Source organism: Streptomyces sp. 130, from assembly GCF_007096885.1.
In the GTDB taxonomy this organism is placed as follows: domain Bacteria; phylum Actinomycetota; class Actinomycetes; order Streptomycetales; family Streptomycetaceae; genus Streptomyces.
This window is the reverse complement of the sequence record NZ_VJNO01000001.1, coordinates 221,730-243,214: the sequence shown is the minus strand read 5'-3', so window position 1 is coordinate 243,214 and position 21,485 is coordinate 221,730. Positions and strand designations below refer to the sequence as shown.

Genomic DNA, 21,485 nt, shown 5'->3' with positions numbered 1-21,485 from the left:
GGCTGGCTAGCGTGGGCAGGGGGTGCTCACTCGTTCGAGGAGATGACCACGATGCCCGCAGAAGCGACCGAGGGCACACCGTGCTGGGCCGACGCGACGTTCACCGATCTGGAGGGTGCGAAACGCTTCTACGGTGAGCTGCTGGGCTGGACGTTCGGTGACTCGCTGCCGGAGTACGGCAACTACACGCAGGCCCGGGTGGACGGCAAGGCGGTCGCCGCGCTGATGCCGCCGAACCCGGGCGGGATGCCGACCGGCTGGTGCCTGTACCTGGCCTCGCCGGACGCGGCCGCCACCGCGTCGAAGATCCGGGACAACGGCGGCACCGTCCTGGTGGAGCCCATGCGGGTGGGCGGCTTCGGCACGATGGTGCTGGCCACCGATCCGGGCGGGGTGACCTTCGGCGTGTGGCAGCCCGGCAGCCACCAGGGCTTCGAGGCCGGCATGGTCCCCGGCGCCTTCACCTGGGCCGAGGTCTTCACCCGTGCCCCGGAGAAGGCGGACGCCTTCTTCCCGGCGGTCTTCGGGTACGGCGTGCAGCGCATGGTGGACGACGGTGCCGACTTCACGCTCTACGACCTGGGCGCCGACCCGGTCATGGGCCGCATGAAGATGACGGACGACTTCCCGCCGGAGGTGCCGCCGTACATCAACGTGTACTTCGCGGTGGACGACTGCGACGCGGCGGTGGAGAAGGCGAAGTCGCTGGGCGCGACGCTGCGGTTCGGCCCGATGACCATTCCGTTCGGCAGGTTCGCCGCGCTCACGGACCCGCAGGGCGCGCCGTTCTCGCTGTTCGACAGCGGGACGACGGGCGGCGAGAAGCCGAAGCTGGAGAGGGAGGCTTGAGGACCTGTCCGGCGGATCAGGGTCGGGCAGGTCGCGGCGTCCGGTGCGGCGCGGCGCAAGGCGGCGGAGCGTCCTCATGGCGGAGCCGCTCGGGCGTTTCGGCAACGCGGCGGGGTGCCGTGCCAGGCGCCGCGACCCCGGCCGTGACCCGGCGGACAGGCCCTGAGGAACCCCGTCACGCCTCGGGGTCGCGCGCGTCGTACCGGGCGAACGCGGGCCACCGCAGCGCGAGCAGCCCCACCGCGACGGCACACGCGATCCCGCCACCGGTCACGGCCAGACCGGGCGAGGTCAGGTCGGCGGCGGACCCGGCGATGAAGTCCCCCAGCCGGGGCCCGCCGGCCACCACCACGATGAAGACGCCCTGGAGCCGGCCGCGCAGCTCGTCCGGCACGGCCGCCTGGAGCATGGTGTTGCGGAAGACCATGGACGTGGTGTCGGCGGCCCCGGCGAGCGCCAGGAACACAATGCCCAGCCAGAGCTGCCGGGTCAGCCCGAAGACCGCGACGGCGGCGCCCCAGCAGGCGACGGCGACCAGGACCGCGAGACCGTGGCGCCGGACGCTGCCGAGCCATCCGGAGAACACCCCGCCGAGGAGCGCCCCGAGCGCCGGGGCGGCGACGAGCAGTCCGGTGGTCTGCGCATCGCCCCCGTACCAGAGGACGGCGACGACGGGGAAGAGCGCGCGGGGCTGGGCGAGCACCATGGCGCACAGGTCGCTGAGGAAGGTCATCCGCAGATTGGGCCGGGTCCCCAGGAAGCGGAGCCCGTCCAGCACGGAGGCCCGCTTCCGGTCCTCCGTGTCGTCCCGTTCGGGCAGCATGGAGGGCAGCCGCCACATCGCGTAGAGGGAGGCCGTGAAGGTGACGGCGTCCACCCCGTAGGCCGCCCGGTAGCCCCACCAGCCGACGATGAGGCCGCCGAGCATGGGCCCGACGAGCGTGCCGGTGGTGCTGGTCATCGAGTTCAGCGCGTTGGCGGCGGGCAGCTGTTCGGCGGGCAGCAGCCGGGCGATCATCGAGCTGCGGGCGGGCGAGTTGAGCGCGAAGCAGACGGCCTGGAGCGCGACGATCCCGTACAGCACCCCCACCCGCTCGATCCCGGCCACGGTGATGGCGACGAGCGCCACCGACAGCAGGAACGAGCCGAACGCGCTGACCAGCCCCAGCTTCCGCCGGTCCACGGTGTCCGCCACGGCACCGCCGTACAGCCCGAACACCACGAGCGGCACCAGCGAGCACGCCCCGATGAGCCCCACGGAGAACGCCGACCCGGTCAGGTCGTACACCTGCAACGAGACCGCGAGCGCGGTCATCCCCTGCCCGATCCAGGACACGGTGTTCCCGAACCACAGCCGCCGGTAGTCGGGCGAGGTCCGCAAAGGGGTCAGATCGGCGAGTATCCGCCCACGGGCGGCCGGTTCACCGGCGCGCTCGGCGGATTCGGTCAGGGATTCGGTCACGCGGAATGGTATCGACCGGCCGAGATGTCTGAGGAAGGCCCTAAAGTGCCGCCATGACCGACGGGATCGCGTGGCTGGACGACGAGCTGGGCCGGGACGGCTACTCCCTGACCATGGTGAAGGGCGTCACCCCCGAGACCCTCGCGGGGTACCTGGGCGCTCGGCCGGGCACGCTCCTCGATCCGGACTCCGCCCCGGGGGTCGTGGAGTTCTTCCACGGGCCCGGGTCCTCGAAGCTGCCGGACTGGGCGATGGTGGGCGAGGCGGCGGGCGGCTGGTCGTTCGCCCTGGAGGCACCCGAGGCGGGGCACCGCGACGACCGGCTGGCCCCCGGCAGAGACCTCAGGGCCCGCCACACGGTCGTGGACATCCTGGACACCACCATGGACCCGCCGGCCGTCACGGTGACCGTGGACGGCGAGACCGAGTGGATGATGCGGGAGTACGGCACCGGCGACGTCGGCCACCCGGTGAGCCGGCGCCTGGTCGCGGAGGCCGGTTTCCTCGCCCGCCCCCACGGCGTCTTCGGGGACGACGCCTCCGGGGACACCGGGATGCCGGACGTCTACCGCGTCCTGGGCGACCACTACGGCCTGTCCCTGCCCCGGGCCGCCGTGACGCGCAACCGCCTGCCCCACGTGTTCACGGAGCCCCGTACGCTCCTCCGCGCGGACGCCCGCTGCCCCGCCTGCGGCGAGACCCGGATGCTCCCCTACGGGGACGACCGGCTGGTGTGCGTCTACTACGGGGTCCGCGGCATACCGGGCCACCCGCCGCCGGGATGCCCTGGCGAGGTCACTGACGCGGTGCGCGGGGAACCCAATCCGAGGTACGGCAACCTGCGCCTTCCCGGCGCTCCATGACCGGGCCCCCGACGTCCGCAGACGACCGCGGGCGCGGCGTTCCCACAGGCCGCGACGTTTCTGCTGAAGTGGGGCGGGTGGGACTCGAACCCACGGCCGACGGATTATGAGTCCGCTGCTCTAACCGGCTGAGCTACCGCCCCGTCTCGGCGTGGCGCGTACAAGTGTGCGCACCGTCTGCCGCAGCATAGCCGGTCATACGATCTCCCGCTGCGGCTGCCCGGCTGTTGATGACCATGAAGACGGCGTGGCCCGCCGCCCGGTTCCGGGCACACGAAAAAGGACCCCGAAGGGTCCTCTCCCGATGGCTCCCCCGACTGGACTCGAACCAGTAACCCTCCGGTTAACAGCCGAATGCTCTGCCAATTGAGCTACAGGGGATCGCGCTCCCCCGACTGGACTCGAACCAGTAACCTGCCGGTTAACAGCCGGCTGCTCTGCCAATTGAGCTACAGGGGATTGCTGCGGTGCCTCGAACGCACCTGCCTGGCGGATGCCGGGCGGCGCGCGCTCGCTGCGACACATACATTAGCGCAAGCGGGGGGGTGCTTTGCCAATCGGTATCGGCCTGGGTGATCTCGGGCGTCTGCGGGTAGGCGGGCAGCACACGTCGCACGGAGCGAAGGAAGGGTGGCAGCCATGCGGTACCGGCTCACGTTCATCGCCGGAGTGGCCCTCGGTTACGTGCTCGGCACGCGGGCCGGGCGCGAGCGTTACGAGCAGCTGAAGAAGTCCGCACGCCAGTTCGCCCAGAACCCGGCCGTGCGCAACACCTGCGAGACCGCGGCCCAGAGCGGCCGGGAGTTCGCGGGGAAGGCGTACCAGGCCGTGGGCGAGAAGGTGGGCGACAAGGTCCCGGCGTCCGTGACGGACCGGGTCCGGTCCATGCGCGGACGCGGGAACGGGAAAGGCGTCGAGGACGACTGGGGGACCACCAACACCTAGCCGGCCCCGCCGTCGCCTCTGCCGCACCACCGGTACGGGAAACCTCCGGGGGTGCGGCAGAATCTGTGTATGGGCATAGTCGCCGGCTTGGACAGTTCTTCCGCGTTCACACACATCGTGGTCTGCGATACGGACACGGGCGCCGTACTGCGCGAGGGGTACGCCCCCCACCCCGTCGAGCCCAAGGCCACCGAGGCCGACCCGCAGGCGTGGCTGCTCTCCCTCGGTGAGGCCGCCACCGGCGGGCTGCTCGAAGGGGTGCAGGCCATCGGCGTCTCCGCGCAGCAGCACGGACTCGTCCCCCTGGACCACCAGGGCAACCTGGTCCGCCCGGCGCTGCTCGGCAACGACAAGCGGGCACAGGCCGCCGCGGCCGATCTGATCGACGGGCTGGGCGGCCGGCAGGCGTGGGCCGAGGCGGTCGGCGCGGTGCCGCAGGCCGCGCAGCCGGTGGCGAAGCTGCGCTGGCTGGCGCGGTCCGAGCCGGAGCAGGCGCAGCGGGTGGCGGTGGTGCTCCAGCCGCACGACTGGCTGGTGTGGCAGCTGCTCGGGCGGCCGGCCCGGCGGACCACCGACCGGGGCGCCGCGTCGGGCACGGGTTACTGGTCGGCGGGCAGCGAGTCCTACCGGCCGGACCTGGTGGAGCTGGCGCTCGGGCACCAGGCGGCGCTGCCCGAGGTGCTGGGCCCTTCGGAGGCGGCCGGGATGACGCCGGAGGGGCTGCTCATCTCCGCGGGGACCGGCGAGACCATGGCGGCGGCCTTCGGCCTGGGGGTCGGGGTCGGGGACGCGGTCGTGTCCCTGGGGGCCTCGGGCTCCGTGATGGCCGTGCACCACGAGGCGCTGGCCGATCCGACCGGGATGATCACGTCGTTCGCCGACGCGACGGGCATGCACCTGCCCGTGGTGCACACCTCGAACGCCGTACGCGCGCTGCGCGGGACCGCCGGGATGCTGGACGTGGAGGGGCTGGACGCCCTGTCCGCGCTGGCCCTGAAGTCGACGCCCGGCTCCTCGGGGCTCGTACTCCTGCCGTATCTGGAGGGCGAGCGCACCCCGCAGCTGCCGCACACCGCGGGGACGCTGTGCGGGCTGCGGCGGGAGTCGATGAAGCCGGAACACCTGGCGCGGGCCGCGTTCGAGGGGATGCTCTGCTCGCTCGCGGACGCGCTCGACGTGCTGCGCGGCCGGGGCGTGGAGGTGCGGCGGGTGTTCCTGCTGGGCGCGGCGGCCGAGCTGCCCGCGGTGCGGCAGCTGGCGCCCGCGCTGCTGGGCACGCAGGTGGTCGTGCCGCAGCCCGCCCAGTACGCGGCGCTCGGCGCGGCCCGGCAGGCGGCGTGGGCGCTCGGGGTCTCGCAGGGGGCGCTCGACGGGCGCACTCCCCCGGCCTGGCAGGGCGCGGCGGCGCAGGTGCTGGAGCCCGGCGAGGAGCTGGCCGTGGGTCAGGCGGTGCGCCAGCAGTACATCGCCACGCGGGACCAGATTCACCCGGGAGCGTTCGAACCGACACGGTGAGTGCGGACGGACCGCCGAAATTATGGACCGGGTCCGTTTTTTGACCTGGACTTGAATAAAAACGTTCGCGGTCCCGGCGAGCGGTGCCGGAAGATGGGTCGGCTCCCCCGCCCTACGCCGACTCCGAGAGACACGCGTGCTCATAAAAATTCTGCGGGCCTATCTCGGTCCGTACAAGAAACCACTCGCGGTGCTGGTCGTCTTCCAGCTGTTGCAGACCTGCGCCACGCTCTACCTGCCGACCCTCAACGCCGACATCATCGACAACGGTGTCGTGCGGGGGGACACGGGCTACATCCTCCGGTACGGCGGCGTGATGATCGCCGTCAGCATCGCCCAGGTGGTCTGCAACATCGGGGCCGTCTACATCGGCGCCCGCACCGCGTCCGCGCTCGGGCGGGACGTGCGGGCGTCGGTCTTCGACCGGGTGCAGTCCTTCTCCTCGCGCGAGGTCGGGCGGTTCGGCGCCCCGTCGCTGATCACCCGTACGACCAATGACGTCCAGCAGATACAGATGCTGGTCCTGATGACGTTCACGCTGATGGTGTCGGCGCCGATCATGTGTGTCGGCGGCATCGTCATGGCGCTGGGCCAGGACGTGCCGCTCTCGGCGGTGCTGCTCGCGGTGGTGCCGGTCCTCGGGATCGCGGTGAGCCTGATCGTGCGGAAGATGCGCCCGCTGTTCCGGCAGATGCAGAAGCGGCTCGACACGGTGAACCGGGTGCTGCGCGAGCAGATCACCGGCAACCGCGTCATCCGCGCGTTCGTGCGTGACGCGTACGAGGAGGGGCGCTTCCGTGGCGCCAACACCGAGCTGACGGACGTGGCGCTGTCGACGGGCCGGCTGATGGCCCTGATGTTCCCGACCGTGATGACCGTCGTGAACGTGTCGTCCATCGCCGTGGTCTGGTTCGGTGCGCACCGCATCGACAGCGGCGGGATGGAGATCGGGGCGCTGACCGCGTTCCTCGCCTATCTGATGCAGATCGTCATGTCGGTGATGATGGCGACCTTCATGTTCATGATGGTGCCGCGCGCCGAGGTGTGCGCCGAGCGCATCCAGGAGGTCCTGGAGACGGAGTCCAGCGTGGTCCCGCCCGTGAAGCCGGTGCGCGAGCTGCGCGCCCACGGGCACCTGGAGGTGCGCGGCGCGGACTTCCGCTACCCGGGCGCCGAGGAGCCGGTGCTGCGGGCGGTGGACCTGGTGGCGCGGCCGGGCGAGACGACCGCGATCATCGGGTCGACGGGCAGCGGGAAGTCGACGCTGCTCGGGCTCGTGCCCCGGCTGTTCGACGTGACGGACGGCCAGGTGCTGGTGGACGGGACGGACGTGCGGACGCTGGACCCGGCGCTGCTGGCGAAGACGGTGAGCCTGGTGCCGCAGAAGCCGTACCTGTTCTCCGGGACGGTCGCGACGAACCTGCGGTACGGGAATCCGGACGCGACCGACGAGGAGCTGTGGCACGCGCTGGAGGTGGCCCAGGCGAAGGAGTTCGTCCAGGGCCTGGAGGGGGGACTCGACGCGCCGATCGCGCAGGGCGGCACCAATGTCTCCGGCGGCCAGCGCCAGCGGCTCTCGATCGCGCGGACGCTGGTGCAGCGCCCCGAGATCTACCTCTTCGACGACTCGTTCTCGGCGCTGGACTACGCGACCGACGCGGCGCTGCGTACGGCGCTCGGGCGGGAGACCGCCGAGGCGACCGTGGTGATCGTGGCCCAGCGGGTCTCCACCATCCGGGAGGCCGACCGGATCATCGTGCTGGACGAGGGCCGGGTCGTCGGGACCGGCACCCATCACGAGCTGATGGACGGCAATGACACGTACCGGGAGATCGTGCTCTCCCAGCTGACGGAAGCGGAGGCCGCGTAATGGCCGGGCCTGGCGGACGCATGATGGGCGGGGCGCCGACCGAGCGGTCCATGGACTTCAAGGGGTCCTCGAAGCGGCTGCTGAAGCGCTTCGCCGTCGAGAAGAACACCCTGTACCTGATGCTGGTCGCGGTGGCGGGCAGCGTCGGGCTGTCCGTGGTCGGCCCGAAGATCCTCGGCAGGGCGACCGACCTGGTCTTCGCCGGGGTCGTCGGCCGGTCCATGGACGCGGGGACGACCAAGGAGCAGGCCGTCGAGGGCCTGCGCAGGAGCAACAGCGGCCTGGCCGACATGCTGTCCGGGGTGGACTTCACACCGGGGCGGGGCATCGACTTCGGCGCGGTCGGCGACGTCCTGCTGATGGCGCTGGCGGTGTACGTCGGCGCGGGGCTGCTGATGCTGGTGTCGACGCGGCTGTCGATCCGGATCATCAACCGGGTCGTGTTCCAGCTGCGCGAGGACATCCAGACCAAGCTGTCGCGGCTGCCGCTCTCGTACTTCGACCGCGCCAAGCGCGGCGAGGTGCTGAGCCGGGCGACGAACGACATCGACAACATCTCGCAGACGATGCAGCAGACGATGGGCCAGCTCATCAACTCCCTGCTGACGATCATCGGCGTGCTGGTGATGATGTTCTGGATCTCGCCGCTGCTGGCGCTGGTCGCGCTGGTGACGGTGCCGCTGTCGGTGGTCGTGGCGGCGAAGGTCGGCAAGCGCTCGCAGCCGCAGTTCGTGCAGCAGTGGAAGGTCACGGGCAAGCTCAACGCCCACATCGAGGAGATGTACACCGGGCACACCCTGGTGAAGGTCTTCGGCCGGCAGGAGGAGTCCGCCAGGGACTTCGCCGAGCAGAACGAGGCGCTGTACGAGGCCGGGTTCAAGGCGCAGTTCAACAGCGGGATCATGCAGCCGCTGATGATGTTCGTGTCGAACCTGAACTACGTGCTGATCGCCGTGGTCGGCGGGCTCCGGGTCGCCTCCGGCGCGCTGTCGATCGGTGATGTGCAGGCGTTCATCCAGTACTCGCGGCAGTTCTCGATGCCGCTCACCCAGGTCGCCTCGATGGCCAACCTGGTGCAGTCCGGTGTGGCGTCGGCGGAGCGGATCTTCGAGCTGCTGGACGCCGAGGAGCAGGAGGCCGACCCGGCGAAGGGCGAGGGCGAGCACCCCGGCGTCCTGCGCGGCAGCGTGGCGCTGGAGCACGTGTCGTTCCGCTACGACCCGGAGAAGCCGCTCATCGAGGACCTCTCGCTGAACGTCGAACCGGGCCACACGGTCGCGATCGTCGGCCCGACGGGCGCCGGCAAGACGACGCTGGTCAACCTGCTGATGCGGTTCTACGAGGTGACGGGCGGCCGGATCACGCTGGACGGCGTGGACATCGCGAGGATGTCGCGGGCGGACCTGCGCTCCGGCATCGGCATGGTCCTCCAGGACACCTGGCTGTTCGGCGGGACCATCGCGGAGAACATCGCCTACGGCGCCCCCGGCGACGTCAGCCGGGAGCGGATCGAGGAGGCGGCCCGGGCGGCCCACGCCGACCGTTTCATCCGGACCCTGCCGCTCGGTTACGACACGGTGATCGACGACGAGGGCTCCGGGGTCAGCGCGGGCGAGAAGCAGCTGATCACGATCGCCCGGGCGTTCCTGTCGGACCCGGTGATACTGGTACTGGACGAGGCGACCAGCTCCGTCGACACCCGGACCGAGGTGCTGATCCAGAAGGCGATGGCGGGCCTGGCGCACGGCCGTACCAGCTTCGTGATCGCGCACCGGCTCTCCACCATCCGGGACGCCGACGTCATCCTGGTCATGGAGAACGGCTCGATCGTGGAGCAGGGCACGCACGACGAACTGCTGGACGCGAAGGGCGCCTACGCCCGGCTGTACGCGGCGCAGTTCGCCCAGGCGGTCGCCGAGGTCGACTGAGCCGTACGGCTGCTCCGCGGCTGCCCCGGGTGCGCGCCCCGCGCGTCAGTCGAGGTAGCCGCGGAGCTGGTCGGCGGAGGCGTGGTCGCGGAGTCTGTTGAGGGTCCTGGACTCGATCTGGCGGATGCGTTCGCGCGTCACGCCGAAGAGGCGGCCGATCTCCTCCAGGGTGCGGGGCCGTCCGTCGACCAGCCCGTAGCGCAGCTGGACCACCTCGCGTTCGCGCTCGCCCAGGGTGGAGAGCACCGCCTCCAGGTGCTGGCGCAGCAGCAGGAAGGCCGCGGACTCCACGGGGGACGCGGCGTCGCCGTCCTCGATGAGGTCGCCGAGCGAGACGTCCTCCTCCTCGCCGACGGGGGCGTGCAGCGAGATGGGTTCCTGGGCGAGGCGCAGGATCTCGCCGACCCGTTCCGGCGTCAGGTCGAGGTGGGCGGCGACCTCCTCGGGCGTGGGCTCGTAGCCGCGTTCCTGGAGCATCCGGCGCTGGACCCGGACGACGCGGTTGATCAGCTCCACGACGTGGACCGGGACCCTTATGGTGCGCGCCTGGTCCGCGAGGGCGCGGGACATGGCCTGCCGTATCCACCAGGTCGCGTACGTCGAGAACTTGTAGCCGCGCGCGTAGTCGAACTTCTCGACGGCGCGGATCAGCCCGAGGTTCCCCTCCTGCACGAGGTCGAGCATGGTCAGGCCGCGGCCCACGTAGCGCTTGGCGACGGAGACGACCAGGCGCAGGTTGGCCTCGATGAGGCGGCGCTTGGCCGTGCGGCCCATGACGACGAGCCGGTCCAGGTCGACGGCGAGGCGGGTGTCGGGGTCCGGGGTGCGGGCGAGGCGTTCCTCGGCGAACAGGCCGGCCTCGATGCGCCGGGCGAGCTCCACCTCGTCGGCGGCGGTGAGCAGCGGGATGCGCCCGATCTCCCGCAGGTATTGGCGGAACAGGTCCGAGGTGGGCCCGGCCTCCGGTCTCCCCTGCGGCTCCGGAGGCTCGGCCGCTTCCTCGATGACCCCTTCGGGGTGGTGCGCCGCCATGGCCTGTACGGGGACGGCGGGGGCGCGCTCGGCGTCGGTGACGGTCCGGGTCTGCACGGGGGCGACCTCCAGGTGATCGCTGCCGGACCGCGGGGGTGGGGCCGCGCTCCGATGACTCAGGGCACCGCCATCCAGTGTGGGGTACGGCACACAGCCGCCACGAGGGGCGTGCGGTGACTTTCTGAGTCCGCTCCGTTACAGGCCCTGGGTCGCGGGCCCCGGGTCAGAGGGCGGCGGCGCCGTGGTTGCGCAGGGTCTGGGCGTACTGCTGGAGGACCCAGACCTCGTTCTGCGCGGCGGCGAGGTGGTCGGGGGCCACATTGCTGCCGAGGCGGGCCAGGCTGCTCTGGACGTCGTTGATCCGGCGGTCGACGGCGCGCAGGCGGACCTTGACCAGGTGCTCCCCGGCGTAGGCCTCGTCGATGGTCTTGCCGTGGAAGACCTCGACCGCGAGCTCGGTGATCAGCTTGCGGACGGATTCGCTGGGGGTGGCGTCGAGGACCCGGACGAGGTATTCGCGGCTGTCGGCGAGTCCCTGTTCGGCACCGCCCGCCTCCTCGATGCACTGGCGCACGGCGGCGTAGGGCGGTGCGGTGAACTCGTCGGCCCCGTAGGCGTCGAAGGCGGGCGCGACCAGCTCGGGGCGCTGGAGGGCGAGCTTGAGGAGTTCGCGCTCGGTGCGGTGGGCGGGGCTGCGGAGGTTGAGCGCGGGGCCCGAGGGGGCGGGCGGGGCCTGGACCGGCTGGTGGCGGGCGCCCCCGCGGGCGGCGGGGGCGGGTCCGCGCCGGTCGCCGCCCCGGCCCCGGGCCCACTGGGCGAGCTGGTTGATCCGGTGGACGACGTACTCCTGGTCCAGGATGCCGATGAAGCCGGCCAGCTGGACGGCGACCTCGCGCTGGACGCTGCCCGTCTTGATCTTGGCGACGACGGGGGCGGCCTCGTCCAGCGCGGCGGCGCGGCCGGCCGGGGTCTCCAGGTCGTACCGCCCGACGATCTGGCGCAGCGCGAACTCGAAGAGCGGGGTGCGCGGTTCGACCAGGTCGCGGACGGCGTCGTCGCCCTTGACCAGGCGCAGGTCGCACGGGTCCATGTTGTCCGGGGCGATGGCGATGTAGGTCTCGGCGGCGAACTTCTGGTCGTCCTCGAAGGCGCGCAGGGCGGCCTTCTGGCCGGCCGCGTCGCCGTCGAAGGTGAAGATCACCCGGGCGCTGCCGTTGTCCATGAGGAGGCGGCGCAGGATCTTGATGTGGTCGCCGCCGAAGGCGGTGCCGCAGGTGGCGATGGCGGTGGTGACCCCGGCGAGGTGGCAGGCCATCACGTCGGTGTAGCCCTCGACGACGACGGCCCGGCTGGACTTGGCGATGTCCTTCTTGGCCAGGTCGATGCCGTAGAGCACCTGGGACTTCTTGTAGATCGGGGTCTCGGGGGTGTTGAGGTACTTCGGGCCGTTGTCGTCGTCGCGGAGCTTGCGGGCGCCGAAGCCGACGACGTCCCCGGCGGTGTCGCGGATGGGCCACATCAGGCGGCCCCGGAAGCGGTCGATGGGGCCGCGCCTGCCGTCCTGGGAGAGGCCGGAGGTGATCAGCTCCTTGTCGCTGAAGCCCTTGCCGCGCAGGAAGCGGGTGAGGTGGTCCCAGCCGGCCGGGCTGTAGCCGACCCCGAAGTGCGCGGCGGCGGCCTGGTCGAAGCCCCGCTCGGCGAGGAACGCGCGGCCGATCTCGGCCTCGGGGCCGTTCAGCTGGTCCACGTAGAACTGGGCGGCCGCCTTGTGCGCCTCGACCAGTCTGATCCGCTCGCCGCGCTGGTGGGAGGGGTTGTAGCCGCCCTCCTCGTAGCGCAGGGTGATGCCCGCCTTGGCGGCGAGCCGCTCGACCACCTCCGCGAAGGTCAGGTGGTCGATCTTCTGCACGAAGGCGATCGTGTCGCCGCCCTCCTGGCAGCCGAAGCAGTGGAAGAGGCCCTTGCTCGGACTGACCTGGAAGGAGGGGGACTTCTCGTCGTGGAAGGGGCACAGGCCCTTGAGGTTGCCCCCGCCCGCGTTGCGCAGCTGGAGGTACTCGGACACGACGGCGTCGATCGGGACCGCGTCCCGTACCGCCTTCACATCGTCGTCATTGATCCTGCCTGCCACGCACTGAAGTCTACGGGTGGGCTCGGACGGCGACGGCGCGGGCGGGGGTCGGCCACGGGCCGGCGCGGAGGCGGGGAGCAGGAGCCCGCGCACCGGCCCGGGGCCGCTCAGACCAGGCTTTCCAGGGGGACCGAGGGGTCGGCCAGGGCGTCCGGGTCGACCGGCCGGCCGGCCCTGATCAGCTTCTGGACGTGTTCCGTGACGTCCCACACGTTGACGTTCATCCCGGCGAGCACGGTGCGGTCCTTCAGCCAGAACGCGATGAACCGGCGCTTGCCCGCGTCGCCCCGGATGACCACCTGGTCGTAGGCGCCGGGCGGGGCCCAGCCGGAGTACTCCAGACCCAGGTCGTACTGGTCGGAGAAGAAGTAGGGCACCCGGTCGTAGGCGACGTCCTGGCCGAGCATGGCGCGGGCCGCGGCCGGGCCGCCGTTCAGCGCGTTGGCCCAGTGTTCGACCCGCAGCCGGGTCCCGAGCAGCGGATGGGCGGCGCTCGCCACGTCGCCGGCGGCGTAGATGTGCGGGTCGCTGGTGCGCAGCGAGGCGTCGACGGCGATGCCGCCGCCCTCCTCGCGCGGGGCGATCTCCAGGCCGGCCGCCTCCGCGAGCGCGGTGCGCGGGGCGGCGCCGATCGCGGCGAGGACGTCGTGGGCGGGGTGCTCCTCGCCGTCGTCGGTGCGCACGGCGAGGACCATGCCGTCCTGGCCGACGATCTCGGTGAGCCGGCCGCCGAAGTGGAAGCGGACGCCGTGGTCGCTGTGGAGCTCGGTGAAGATCTGGCCGACCTCCGGTCCGACGACCCGGAGCAGCGGGGTCGCCTCCGGTTCGACCACGGTGACCTCGGCGCCGTAGCCGCGGGCGGCCGCCGCGACCTCCAGGCCGATCCAGCCGGCCCCGGCGATGACCAGGTGGCCGTTGTCGCGGCCGAGGGCGGCCAGCACGTTGCGCAGCCGGTCGGCGTGGGCGAGGCGGCGCAGATGGTGGACGCCGGCCAGGTCGGTGCCGGGGACGTCGAGGCGGCGGGGTTCGGCGCCGGTGGCGAGGAGCAGCTTGTCGTAGTGGATGACGGTGCCGTCGCCCGTCTCCACGGTGCGCGCCTCGCGGTTCAGGGCGGTGACGGACTGGCCGAGGTGGAGCTCGATCTCGGCGCCCGCGTACCAGGCGGTCCGGTGGACGAAGACGCTGTCGCGGTCGTCCTTCCCGGTCAGGTAGCCCTTGGACAGCGGCGGACGTTCGTAGGGATGGTCGCGCTCGTCGCCGATCAGGATGACCCGGCCGCTGAACCCCTCCGACCGGAGCGTCTGGGCTGCCTTCGCCCCGGCCAGCCCTCCGCCGACGATGACGAACGTCCGATGTGCGTCGACCACGTGATGCCTCCTCGGTGCTTGCTGCGCGGCGCCAACTGCGAGCGTCCCGCACGCAGCGTAGTGGGGGAAGGGGGTGCGGCCCGATCAGGTCACTCCCGGTGGCGGACGCCCTCCCGGGTGAGGTGGGCGTGCAGGGCGCGGGCGGAGGCGTCGGTGAGGGCGGCGATCTGGTCGACGAGGACCCGCTTGCGGGCGCGGTCGTCGGGCGCCGCCCCGTAGAGCGCGCGCAGCTGCGGTTCGAGCCCTTCGGGGGCGCGGGCGGTGAGCGCGGCGGCCAGCTCGGCGATGACGACGCGCTGGTCGGCGCGGATCTCCTCCTGCTCGGCGCGCTGCATCACGTAACGGTCGGCGATGGCCTTGAGCACCGCGCACTCGTTGCGGGTGGCGCGCGGGACGACGAGCTCGGCGGCGTAACGGGTGAGGCGTCCGGTGCCGTGGCGCCGGCGGGTGGCGGTCTCGGCGGCGAGGCAGAAACGGCCGATCAGCTGGCTGGTGGCGTCCTTAAGCCGGGCCTGGGCGACGGCGGACCCGTCGTAGCCGTGCGGCCACCACTCCTGGGCGATGAGCCGGTCGAGCGCGTCGGCCAGCTCCTGCGGGTCGGTGTCGGCGGGGACGTAGCGGCCGACGGCGACGGCCCAGATGTCGCGGCGCTCCGGCTCGGCCTCCAGGCAGTTGGGGTCGATGTGACCCGCGTGCAGCCCGTCCTCGAAGTCGTGCACGGAGTACGCCACGTCGTCGGACCAGTCCATGACCTGGGCCTCGAAGCACTTGCGGTCGCGGGGCGCGCCCTCGCGGAACCAGTGGAAGACGGGCAGGTCGTCCTCGTAGACGCCGAATTTGGGCGAGCCGGGGTCGGTGGGGTGGGCGCCCCGGGGCCAGGGGTACTTGGTGGCGGCGTCGAGGGCGGCGCGGGTGAGGTTGAGGCCGACGCTGACCAGGTCGCCGGTGCGGGTGTCGGGGACGAAGCGCTTGGGTTCGAGGCGGGTGAGCAGCCGCAGCGACTGGGCGTTGCCCTCGAAGCCGCCGCAGTCGGAGGCGAAGTCGTTGAGCGCCTGTTCGCCGTTGTGGCCGAAAGGCGGGTGTCCCATGTCGTGGGAGAGGCAGGCGGCCTCCACCAGGTCGGGGTCGCAGCCGAGGGCGGCGCCGAGCTCGCGGCCGACCTGGGCGCACTCCAGGGAGTGGGTGAGCCGGGTGCGCGGGCTGGCGTCCCAGGCGGGGCCGCGGGTGCCGGGCGTGACGACCTGGGTCTTCCCGGCGAGCCTGCGCAGCGCGGCGGAGTGCAGCACGCGGGCGCGGTCGCGCTGGAAGGCGGTGCGGCCGGGGCGTTTGTCCGGCTCGGGGTCCCAGCGCTCGGCGTCGGCGGGGCCGTAGGGCGCCGTACCGGGATGCCGGGTGCCGTCCGTGCCGTCCGTGCCGTTCAGCTGGGTGCCGTCCGTGCCGTTCATGGTCCGACAGTAATCCGCCGCACCGGCGGGACGGGTCAGGCGGAGGCGGGGAAACGTGTGTTCATGGGTATGTCGTACGTGGCCGCTCCGGCCGCGCGCGCCTGGTCGTAGCGGCGCAGGAGCAGCCGGGCCAGCGCGGGGTGGGCCCCGAGCGGGGCGGCGGCGATCCACGGCGCGTGGGCGGCGGCGGCCGAGGCGAAGCGGCCCGGGGCGGTGAAGTACGAGGCGACGGCGATCCGGCGGTGGCCCCGGGCGGCGAGCGCCCGCACGGTGGCGGGCACGGTGGGCGAGGCGGCGGAGGCGTAGGCGGGTACGACGGGCACGCCGCCGAGCCGTTCCCCGAGGAGCCGCGCGGTATGCCGGGTGTCGGCGGCCGATTCGGGGTCGCGCGACCCGGCGGCGGCGAGGACGACGGCGCCGTCGCGGTCCCCGGCCTGCCAGCCCGCCTCGGTGAGCCGGTCGTGCAGCGCCTCCACCAGCAGCGGGTGCGGCCCGAGCGGCGCGGCGACCCGGGCCCGCAGGGCGGGGGCGCCCGCGACGGACGCGGGGATGTCGTGCTTGACGTGATGCCCGCGCCCGAGCAGCAGCGGTACGAGGACGGCCTCGCCGGCGCCGAGGGCGTGCAGGGCGTCCGGCAGGAGCGGCGCGTTGAGCTCTATGTGGCCGAGGCGGACGTCGAGCCCGGGGCGCAGTTCGCGGACCCGGTCCAGGAGCGCGGCCACGGTGCGCGGTGTGCGGGGGTCCCGGCTGCCGTGGGCGACGGCGACCAGTGCGGGGGCGGCGGACGCCGGGGGGTTCGCGGGGCCGGGCGGGGGAAGGTGCCGGATGCGGTGCATGGGGTGATGGTCGCGGACGGACGTTGCCGGGGCGTTGCACGGCGGTCACGGGCGTTTTCCGGCGCCTCACGGGGAAAGCACGACGGCGGCCGAAAAGCCCGGCGTCCCCTCAGCCCCTCCCCCGCACCGCGAACAGACGCTCGACGACCTGGACCGCCACGCCCTCCCCGTCGCACGACAGCCACACGGGTTTCCCGGCACCTCACGAGGGCAACACGACAGCGGCCGAAAAGCCCGGCGCGCCCTCAACCCCTCCCCCGCACCGCCAGCAGACGCTCGACGACCTGGGCGTCGCACGACAGCCACAGGGGCTTCCCGACACCTCACGAGGGAAGCACGACGGCGGCCGAGAAGTCCGGCGCTCCCTCAACCCCTCCCCCGCACCGCGAACAGGTGCTCGATGACCTGGGCCACCCCGTCCTCCTCGTTGGTCCGGGCGTGCGTCGGGACGGCGGCCAGCACCGACGGGTGGGCGTTGGCCATGGCGTAGCCCGTACCGGCCCAGGTGAGGACGGTGAGGTCGTTGGGCATGTCGCCGAACGCGATGACGTCCGCCGCCTCGATGCCCCGCTCCGCGCAGAGCGCCGCGAGCGCGCCGGCCTTGTGGACGCCGGGCGCGCTGATCTCCAGCAGGCCGCGCCCGCCGGAGTGGGTCAGCTGGACGGTGTCGCCGGCCCCCTGGCGGGCGGCGGCGAGCAGGGTGTCCGCGTCGAGCTGTTCCGACCAGGCGAGCAGCTTGGTCACCGGGGCCTCGGTGAGCCACAGGTCGGCGAGGGAGGCGACCGGGAGTTCGGCGTCCGCGTCCTCGCCGAAGCGCAGCCGGTAGGCCGGTTCGTAGAAGACCTGGTTGCCGGTCTCCAGGGCGAAGCCGACGCCGGGGACGGCCGCGGCGAGCGCGGTGGCGACCTGCCGGGCCACGGTCAGGGGCAGCGGCTGCGAGGAGACGACGCTGCGGCTCGCCATGTCGTAGACGAGGGCGCCGTTGCTGCACACCGCCGCGCCCACGAGTCCGGTGGCCTCGGCCAGCCGGTCCACGAAGCGGGGCGGCCGGGCGGTCACGATGACGATCTCCGCCCCGGCCTCCTCGGCGGTCCGCAGGGCGCGCAGGGTCCGGGGCGAGAGGGAGCCGTCGCCGCGCAGCAGGGTGCCGTCGAGATCGGAGGCGATCAACCGTGGAAGCGACATCGCCCGATCCTACGCGGGCGTTCAGGCGGGCCGTGAACCCTTTCCGCCTTCGGACCGTCCCCTGGAGCAGGACCCCGGAGACGGGCGCGGACGAGTGGGGTGGGGGCGCGTGAGGGTGCGGATGCGGCGGACGCCGGGGAGTGAACGGGTGCCGGGCGCCCGGCTGCTGGGGGCCGCCCGCCGGCTGCGGCCCCGGCTGCCGAGGACCCGTCGGGGGCGGCGGCGGGCCGTGCGGGGGGTGATGGCCGCGTGTGTGCTCGCCCTCGCGCCGGCGACCTGGCTGCATGTGGTGGCCGATGCCCGGGTCAGGACCGTCGAGGACGTGCCCGCCCGGCAGGTCGCGGTGGTGTTCGGGGCGGGGTTGTGGGACGGGAAGCCGTCCCCGTATCTCGCGGACCGGCTGCGGACGGCCGCCGCGCTCTACCGGGACGGCAGGGTGAAGGTCGTCCTGGTGACCGGGGACAACAGCCGCGCGGAGTACGACGAGCCGGACGCGATGCGGGCGTTCCTGGTCGGGCAGGGCGTGCCGGACGACCGGATCGTCAGCGACTTCGCGGGCTTCGACACCTGGGACTCCTGCGTGCGGGCGAAGCGGATCTTCGGCGTCGACCGGGCGGTGCTGGTGAGCCAGGGCTTCCACATCCGCCGGGCCATCGCGCTGTGCCGGGCGGCGGGGATCGACGCGTACGGGGTCGGGGTGGCCGCGAAGCACGACGCCACCTGGTGCTACGGCGCCACGCGGGAGGTGTTCGCGGCGGGCAAGGCGGCGCTCGACGCCCTCTTCGAACCGGACCCGCACTTCCTCGGCCCCCGGGAACGGGGCGTGGACGACGCGCTGGCGGCGGCCTCCCGCCGGCCGCCCCTCAGACCGAGGTGACCGGGGCCGTCTCGGCGGAGACCCAGCCCAGATAGCGGGCGCTGCCCCGGAGGATCGGCAGGGCGATGATCTCCGGGGTCTCGTAGTCGTGCGCCTCCTGGAGGTGGGCCTCCAGCTCCTCGTAGCGCTCGGCCGTCGTCTTGATCAGCAGCTGCCACTCCTCGGTGGCCTCGACGGCGTTCTGCCAGCGGTAGACCGAGGTGACGGGCGCGGAGATCTGGACGCAGGCGGCGAGCCGCGCCTCGACCATGGCCCGCGCCAGGTCCCTGGCCTTCTCCTCGCTGTCCGTCGTGGTCAGCACGGTCAGCCATGCCGGCGTCGTCGTCACTTCGGCGTCTCCTCGCGGTGGTGGGCGGTCCCCCGTCGATTGTGGGGTCCCGCCCCCCGCCGCGCCATCAGCCGCCGTACGGGTGCGCCCGCTTCGCGTCCCGCAGCGCGCGGCCCCACCAGACGAGCTGGTCGAGCAGCGTCTTCACGGCGGCGTCCGGCCCGGCCGGGTCGCGGTGCCTGCCCTCGTCGTCGAACTGGGCGCCCGCGTTGTGGAAGGAGACGGTGTCGCGGATCGAGACGGTGTGCAGCTCGGCGAAGACCTGGCGCAGGTGCTCGACCGCGCGCAGTCCGCCGGAGACCCCGCCGTAGGAGACGAACGCGACGGGCTTGGCCTGCCACTCGTCGCGGTGCCAGTCGATGAGGTTCTTCAGGGGCGCCGGGTAGGAGTGGTTGTACTCGGGGGTGACGACGACGAACGCGTCCGCCCCGGCCAGCCGGTCCGCGACCCCGGCCAGCACCTTCCCGGCCCCGGGCTCCAGCCGGTAGGAGAGGGCGGTCGGCAGGTCGAGGGCGGCGACGTCGAGCACATCCGTGGTGAGCGCGGGATGGGCGTCGGCGTGGGCCAGGAACCAGTCGGCGATGACGGGGGCGAACCGGCCCTCGCGGTTGCTGGCGAGGATGACGGCCACCTTCAGGGGGCCGGTCTCGGACAGGGCGGTGGCGGTGGATTCCGCGGTGTTGAGGTCCATGGCGGAGACGTTCGTACATCAACCATGGTTGAGGTCAAGCGCGTCCGGGAACGGGCCTCCCGCCGGCCGGCCGCGGCCGCATACCGTGGCCGCATGACGACCCCAGCAGCGGCGGGCCTCCCGTACGCCGAGTTCGACGGCCGGCCCGCAACCGAGGACGATCTGCGCCGGGCACTCTTCTTCAACTACGGCCACTTCACGGCGATGCAGGTGCGCGCGGGCCGGGTGCGCGGCCTGGAACTGCACCTGGCCCGGCTGGACGCGGCCAACCGCGAGCTGTTCCGACTCCCCCTGGACGGGGAGCTCGTGCGCCGGCTGATCCGGCACGCGCTGGAGAGCGCGGGCAGGACGGACGCCTCGCTGCGGGTGCACGGGTACCTGCCGCCGGGGAGCACCGCGACGACGGTGATGGTGACGGTCCGGGAGCCGGGCGGGATGCCTCCGGAACCCAAGGCCCTGATGTCCGTCCCGTTCGCCCGGACCGCCGCGCACCTCAAGCGGCCCGGCGAGTTCGGCCAGGTCTACTACGCGGACCTGGCCCGCCGCGCCGGTTACGACGACGCGCTGCTGACCCTGCCCGACGGCTCGGTGACCGAGGGGACGGTCGCCAACATCGGCTTCTGGGACGGGAGTGCGATCACCTGGCCGCAGGCCCCGGCCCTGTCCGGAGTGACCATGGGCGTCCTGGTACGCGAGCTTCCGGGCGCGGGCCTGCCGTCGCTGCACCGTCCGGTGACCCTGGACGGGCTCGGGGCGTTCCGGTCGGCGTTCCTCACCAACTCGCTGGGCATGGCTCCGGTCTCCCGGATCGACGGCACCGCGTTCACGGTCGACGCGGAGCTGATGAGGCGACTGGCGGCGGCCTACGACGGCGCGCCGGGCGAGCCGGTCCTGCCGCACCCCTGACGCAGTCCGCCCCCTCCGGGCCCAGGGGGGAGAGGTCCGGAGGGGGCGTCGGCCGGGGGCGGCTGCGCACACCGTCCCGTGGGGGGTTGTGATGCGTGTTCCCGCTCAGCGACGGCTCACGCATGTGACGTACATCACACTCCCTGACGGGGCCGTCACCCGAACGGCACCAGGGGGTCAGGGACCACGCACCGCATCCACCGTCGCCCCTGTGACCTGCGACGACGCCGCCCGGCAAGGAGGCCGTGCCGGGCCGGACGGGTGAAAGCTGACTCGATGTCAACAGGCATGGGGGCCGGTCCGGCTGTTGGCTCGGAGCCAGGAACACCCGCCCAGCGCCTTCTGCCCGGAGGAAACCCCCATGCTCCGTCCCGCCCGACTCGTGACCGGCACCGCCGCCGCGGCCCTGGCCGCCGCCGCGCTCGGCCTCGGCGCCGCCGCCCCGTCCGCGTACGGGGACGAGCGGGCATCGCTGCGGATCACCCCGGCCGGCGCCGCTCCGGGTGCCACGGTGACCGTGGACACCACCGCCTGCGGCGGCGACAGCACCGCCACCGGTGACGCGAGCGCGCTGGACGCCCCAAAGTTCCCGCTGGCGCCCGTCTCCCTCGAAGACGCCCTGGCCGGCACCTTCCGGGTGCCCGGCGGCGTCGCACCCGGGACGTACGACATCGGCGTGGACTGCGCGAACGGCGAGCGGGCCACCGGCGAGATCGAGGTGAAGGCCGCGGGCTCCTCGCGCGACGAGGACTCCGCGGGCGCCGCCGACTCGCCCGCGTACGACTTCTCCGACCTGGAGGGCCTGGGCGGCGACGAGGACACGGAGGGCCTGGACGGTCTGGACGGCCTCGACGCCGAGGCCGCCGGCCCCGCCCTCGTCCCGGACGCCCCCGCCGAGGCCGCCCGCACCACGCCCGCCGAGCGCCCCGCCCCCACCAGCCGCCCGACCGGATCATCCGACTGGGACGAGAACGGGTCCGGCCGCGAGACGCCCTCCGGGCACCGGACCTCGGCCGCGCCCACCGCTCCCTCGGGGCACGTGAAGACCGGAGTCGGCGGCAGCGTCGGCCCGGACACCACCCAGATCGCGGCGGGAGCCGGCGTAATCGCCGCTGCCGCCGTCGGCGGAGCCTGGCTCCTGCGTCGCCGGGCGAGCGGCACGCGGGACGCCGGCTGACGGAGGCATCCACCCCTCCGTACCGCCCGGTGTCCGTCCCGGTGGCCCCGCGCCACCGGGACGGGACCGTTTCCCGCT

18 protein-coding genes and 3 tRNA genes are annotated in these 21,485 nt (G+C 73.0%); 9 read left to right on the top strand and 12 right to left on the bottom strand.

Annotated features, from left to right (window positions below; translation table 11 throughout):
• Positions 1-42 precede the first annotated feature (42 nt).
• Positions 43-849 (top strand): VOC family protein, encoded by an 807-nt coding sequence (locus FKN01_RS01140; protein WP_143615774.1) that lies wholly within the window; start codon positions 43-45, stop codon positions 847-849.
• A gap of 175 nt (positions 850-1,024) precedes the next feature.
• Here FKN01_RS01140 and FKN01_RS01130 read toward each other — a convergent pair whose 3' ends face one another.
• On the bottom strand, positions 1,025-2,299 hold the full coding sequence (locus FKN01_RS01130) for an MFS transporter (protein ID WP_185992705.1): 1,275 nt from the start codon (positions 2,297-2,299) through the stop codon (positions 1,025-1,027).
• Between the two features lie 65 nt (positions 2,300-2,364).
• On the opposite strand from FKN01_RS01130, the gene FKN01_RS01125 reads away from it, so the two are divergent.
• The gene (locus FKN01_RS01125; protein WP_143615772.1) at positions 2,365-3,174 is read left to right on the top strand and encodes a hypothetical protein; all 810 of its coding nucleotides are present in this window, start codon (positions 2,365-2,367) and stop codon (positions 3,172-3,174) included.
• 69 nt (positions 3,175-3,243) lie between these two features.
• On the opposite strand, the gene FKN01_RS01120 is transcribed toward FKN01_RS01125, so the two are convergent.
• From FKN01_RS01120 to FKN01_RS01110, 3 genes are all read right to left on the bottom strand, one after another.
• A tRNA-Ile gene (locus FKN01_RS01120) sits at positions 3,244-3,317 on the bottom strand.
• A gap of 162 nt (positions 3,318-3,479) precedes the next feature.
• Positions 3,480-3,555, bottom strand: a tRNA-Asn gene (locus FKN01_RS01115).
• A 5-nt stretch (positions 3,556-3,560) separates the two neighbouring features.
• A tRNA-Asn gene (locus FKN01_RS01110) sits at positions 3,561-3,633 on the bottom strand.
• 180 nt (positions 3,634-3,813) lie between these two features.
• Between FKN01_RS01110 and FKN01_RS01105 the strand changes: the two genes are divergently transcribed.
• The 4 genes from FKN01_RS01105 (at position 3,814) to FKN01_RS01090 (ending at position 9,432) form a co-directional block, all read left to right on the top strand.
• Complete coding sequence (locus tag FKN01_RS01105) at positions 3,814-4,119, top strand: YtxH domain-containing protein (protein ID WP_143615980.1); 306 nt, start codon at positions 3,814-3,816, stop codon at positions 4,117-4,119.
• 69 nt (positions 4,120-4,188) lie between these two features.
• The gene (locus FKN01_RS01100; protein WP_143615771.1) at positions 4,189-5,634 is read left to right on the top strand and encodes an FGGY family carbohydrate kinase; all 1,446 of its coding nucleotides are present in this window, start codon (positions 4,189-4,191) and stop codon (positions 5,632-5,634) included.
• Positions 5,635-5,770: 136 nt separating this feature from the next.
• Complete coding sequence (locus tag FKN01_RS01095; protein ID WP_143615770.1) at positions 5,771-7,504, top strand: ABC transporter ATP-binding protein; 1,734 nt, start codon at positions 5,771-5,773, stop codon at positions 7,502-7,504.
• A complete protein-coding gene (locus FKN01_RS01090) occupies positions 7,504-9,432 on the top strand; it encodes an ABC transporter ATP-binding protein (protein ID WP_143615769.1) in 1,929 nt (642 codons plus the stop codon). The genes FKN01_RS01095 and FKN01_RS01090 overlap by 1 nt, the downstream gene beginning before the upstream one ends.
• A gap of 45 nt (positions 9,433-9,477) precedes the next feature.
• Here the strand turns inward: FKN01_RS01090 and FKN01_RS01085 are convergent, their stop codons facing one another.
• The 6 genes from FKN01_RS01085 to FKN01_RS01060 form a co-directional block, all read right to left on the bottom strand.
• Positions 9,478-10,521, bottom strand: coding sequence for an RNA polymerase sigma factor (locus FKN01_RS01085; RefSeq protein ID WP_143615768.1), 1,044 nt, complete (start codon positions 10,519-10,521; stop codon positions 9,478-9,480).
• A gap of 166 nt (positions 10,522-10,687) precedes the next feature.
• Positions 10,688-12,595 (bottom strand): DNA primase, encoded by a 1,908-nt coding sequence (gene dnaG / locus FKN01_RS01080; protein WP_143615767.1) that lies wholly within the window; start codon positions 12,593-12,595, stop codon positions 10,688-10,690.
• A gap of 107 nt (positions 12,596-12,702) precedes the next feature.
• Entirely contained in the window at positions 12,703-13,962 is a 1,260-nt protein-coding gene (locus tag FKN01_RS01075) for an NAD(P)/FAD-dependent oxidoreductase (protein ID WP_143615766.1), read from the bottom strand.
• Positions 13,963-14,051: 89 nt separating this feature from the next.
• Positions 14,052-15,407 carry a deoxyguanosinetriphosphate triphosphohydrolase gene (locus tag FKN01_RS01070; protein ID WP_185992691.1) on the bottom strand — a complete coding sequence of 452 codons (1,356 nt, stop codon included), beginning with the start codon at positions 15,405-15,407 and terminating at the stop codon, positions 14,052-14,054.
• Positions 15,408-15,442: 35 nt separating this feature from the next.
• Positions 15,443-16,243 (bottom strand): sirohydrochlorin chelatase, encoded by an 801-nt coding sequence (locus FKN01_RS01065; protein WP_143615765.1) that lies wholly within the window; start codon positions 16,241-16,243, stop codon positions 15,443-15,445.
• Positions 16,244-16,609: 366 nt separating this feature from the next.
• Complete coding sequence (locus FKN01_RS01060; RefSeq protein ID WP_143615978.1) at positions 16,610-17,413, bottom strand: Cof-type HAD-IIB family hydrolase; 804 nt, start codon at positions 17,411-17,413, stop codon at positions 16,610-16,612.
• 136 nt (positions 17,414-17,549) lie between these two features.
• Here FKN01_RS01060 and FKN01_RS01055 point away from each other — a divergent pair, with 136 nt between their 5' ends.
• Positions 17,550-18,305, top strand: a complete 756-nt coding sequence (locus FKN01_RS01055; protein WP_185992704.1) for a vancomycin high temperature exclusion protein — start codon at positions 17,550-17,552, stop codon at positions 18,303-18,305.
• Here FKN01_RS01055 and cutA read toward each other — a convergent pair.
• Together cutA and FKN01_RS01045 are read right to left on the bottom strand one after the other, a co-directional pair.
• On the bottom strand, positions 18,292-18,633 hold the full coding sequence (cutA, locus tag FKN01_RS01050) for a divalent-cation tolerance protein CutA (RefSeq protein WP_143615764.1): 342 nt from the start codon (positions 18,631-18,633) through the stop codon (positions 18,292-18,294). The genes FKN01_RS01055 and cutA overlap by 14 nt on opposite strands.
• A 67-nt stretch (positions 18,634-18,700) precedes the next feature.
• Positions 18,701-19,324, bottom strand: coding sequence for an NADPH-dependent FMN reductase (locus tag FKN01_RS01045; protein ID WP_143615763.1), 624 nt, complete (start codon positions 19,322-19,324; stop codon positions 18,701-18,703).
• Between the two features lie 93 nt (positions 19,325-19,417).
• Here FKN01_RS01045 and FKN01_RS01040 point away from each other — a divergent pair, with 93 nt between their 5' ends.
• Both FKN01_RS01040 and FKN01_RS01035 read left to right on the top strand, forming a co-directional pair.
• Entirely contained in the window at positions 19,418-20,230 is an 813-nt protein-coding gene (locus FKN01_RS01040; protein ID WP_143615762.1) for an aminotransferase class IV, read from the top strand.
• A 361-nt stretch (positions 20,231-20,591) separates the two neighbouring features.
• Positions 20,592-21,407 carry a hypothetical protein gene (locus FKN01_RS01035; RefSeq protein WP_260696732.1) on the top strand — a complete coding sequence of 272 codons (816 nt, stop codon included), beginning with the start codon at positions 20,592-20,594 and terminating at the stop codon, positions 21,405-21,407.
• Positions 21,408-21,485 lie beyond the last annotated feature (78 nt).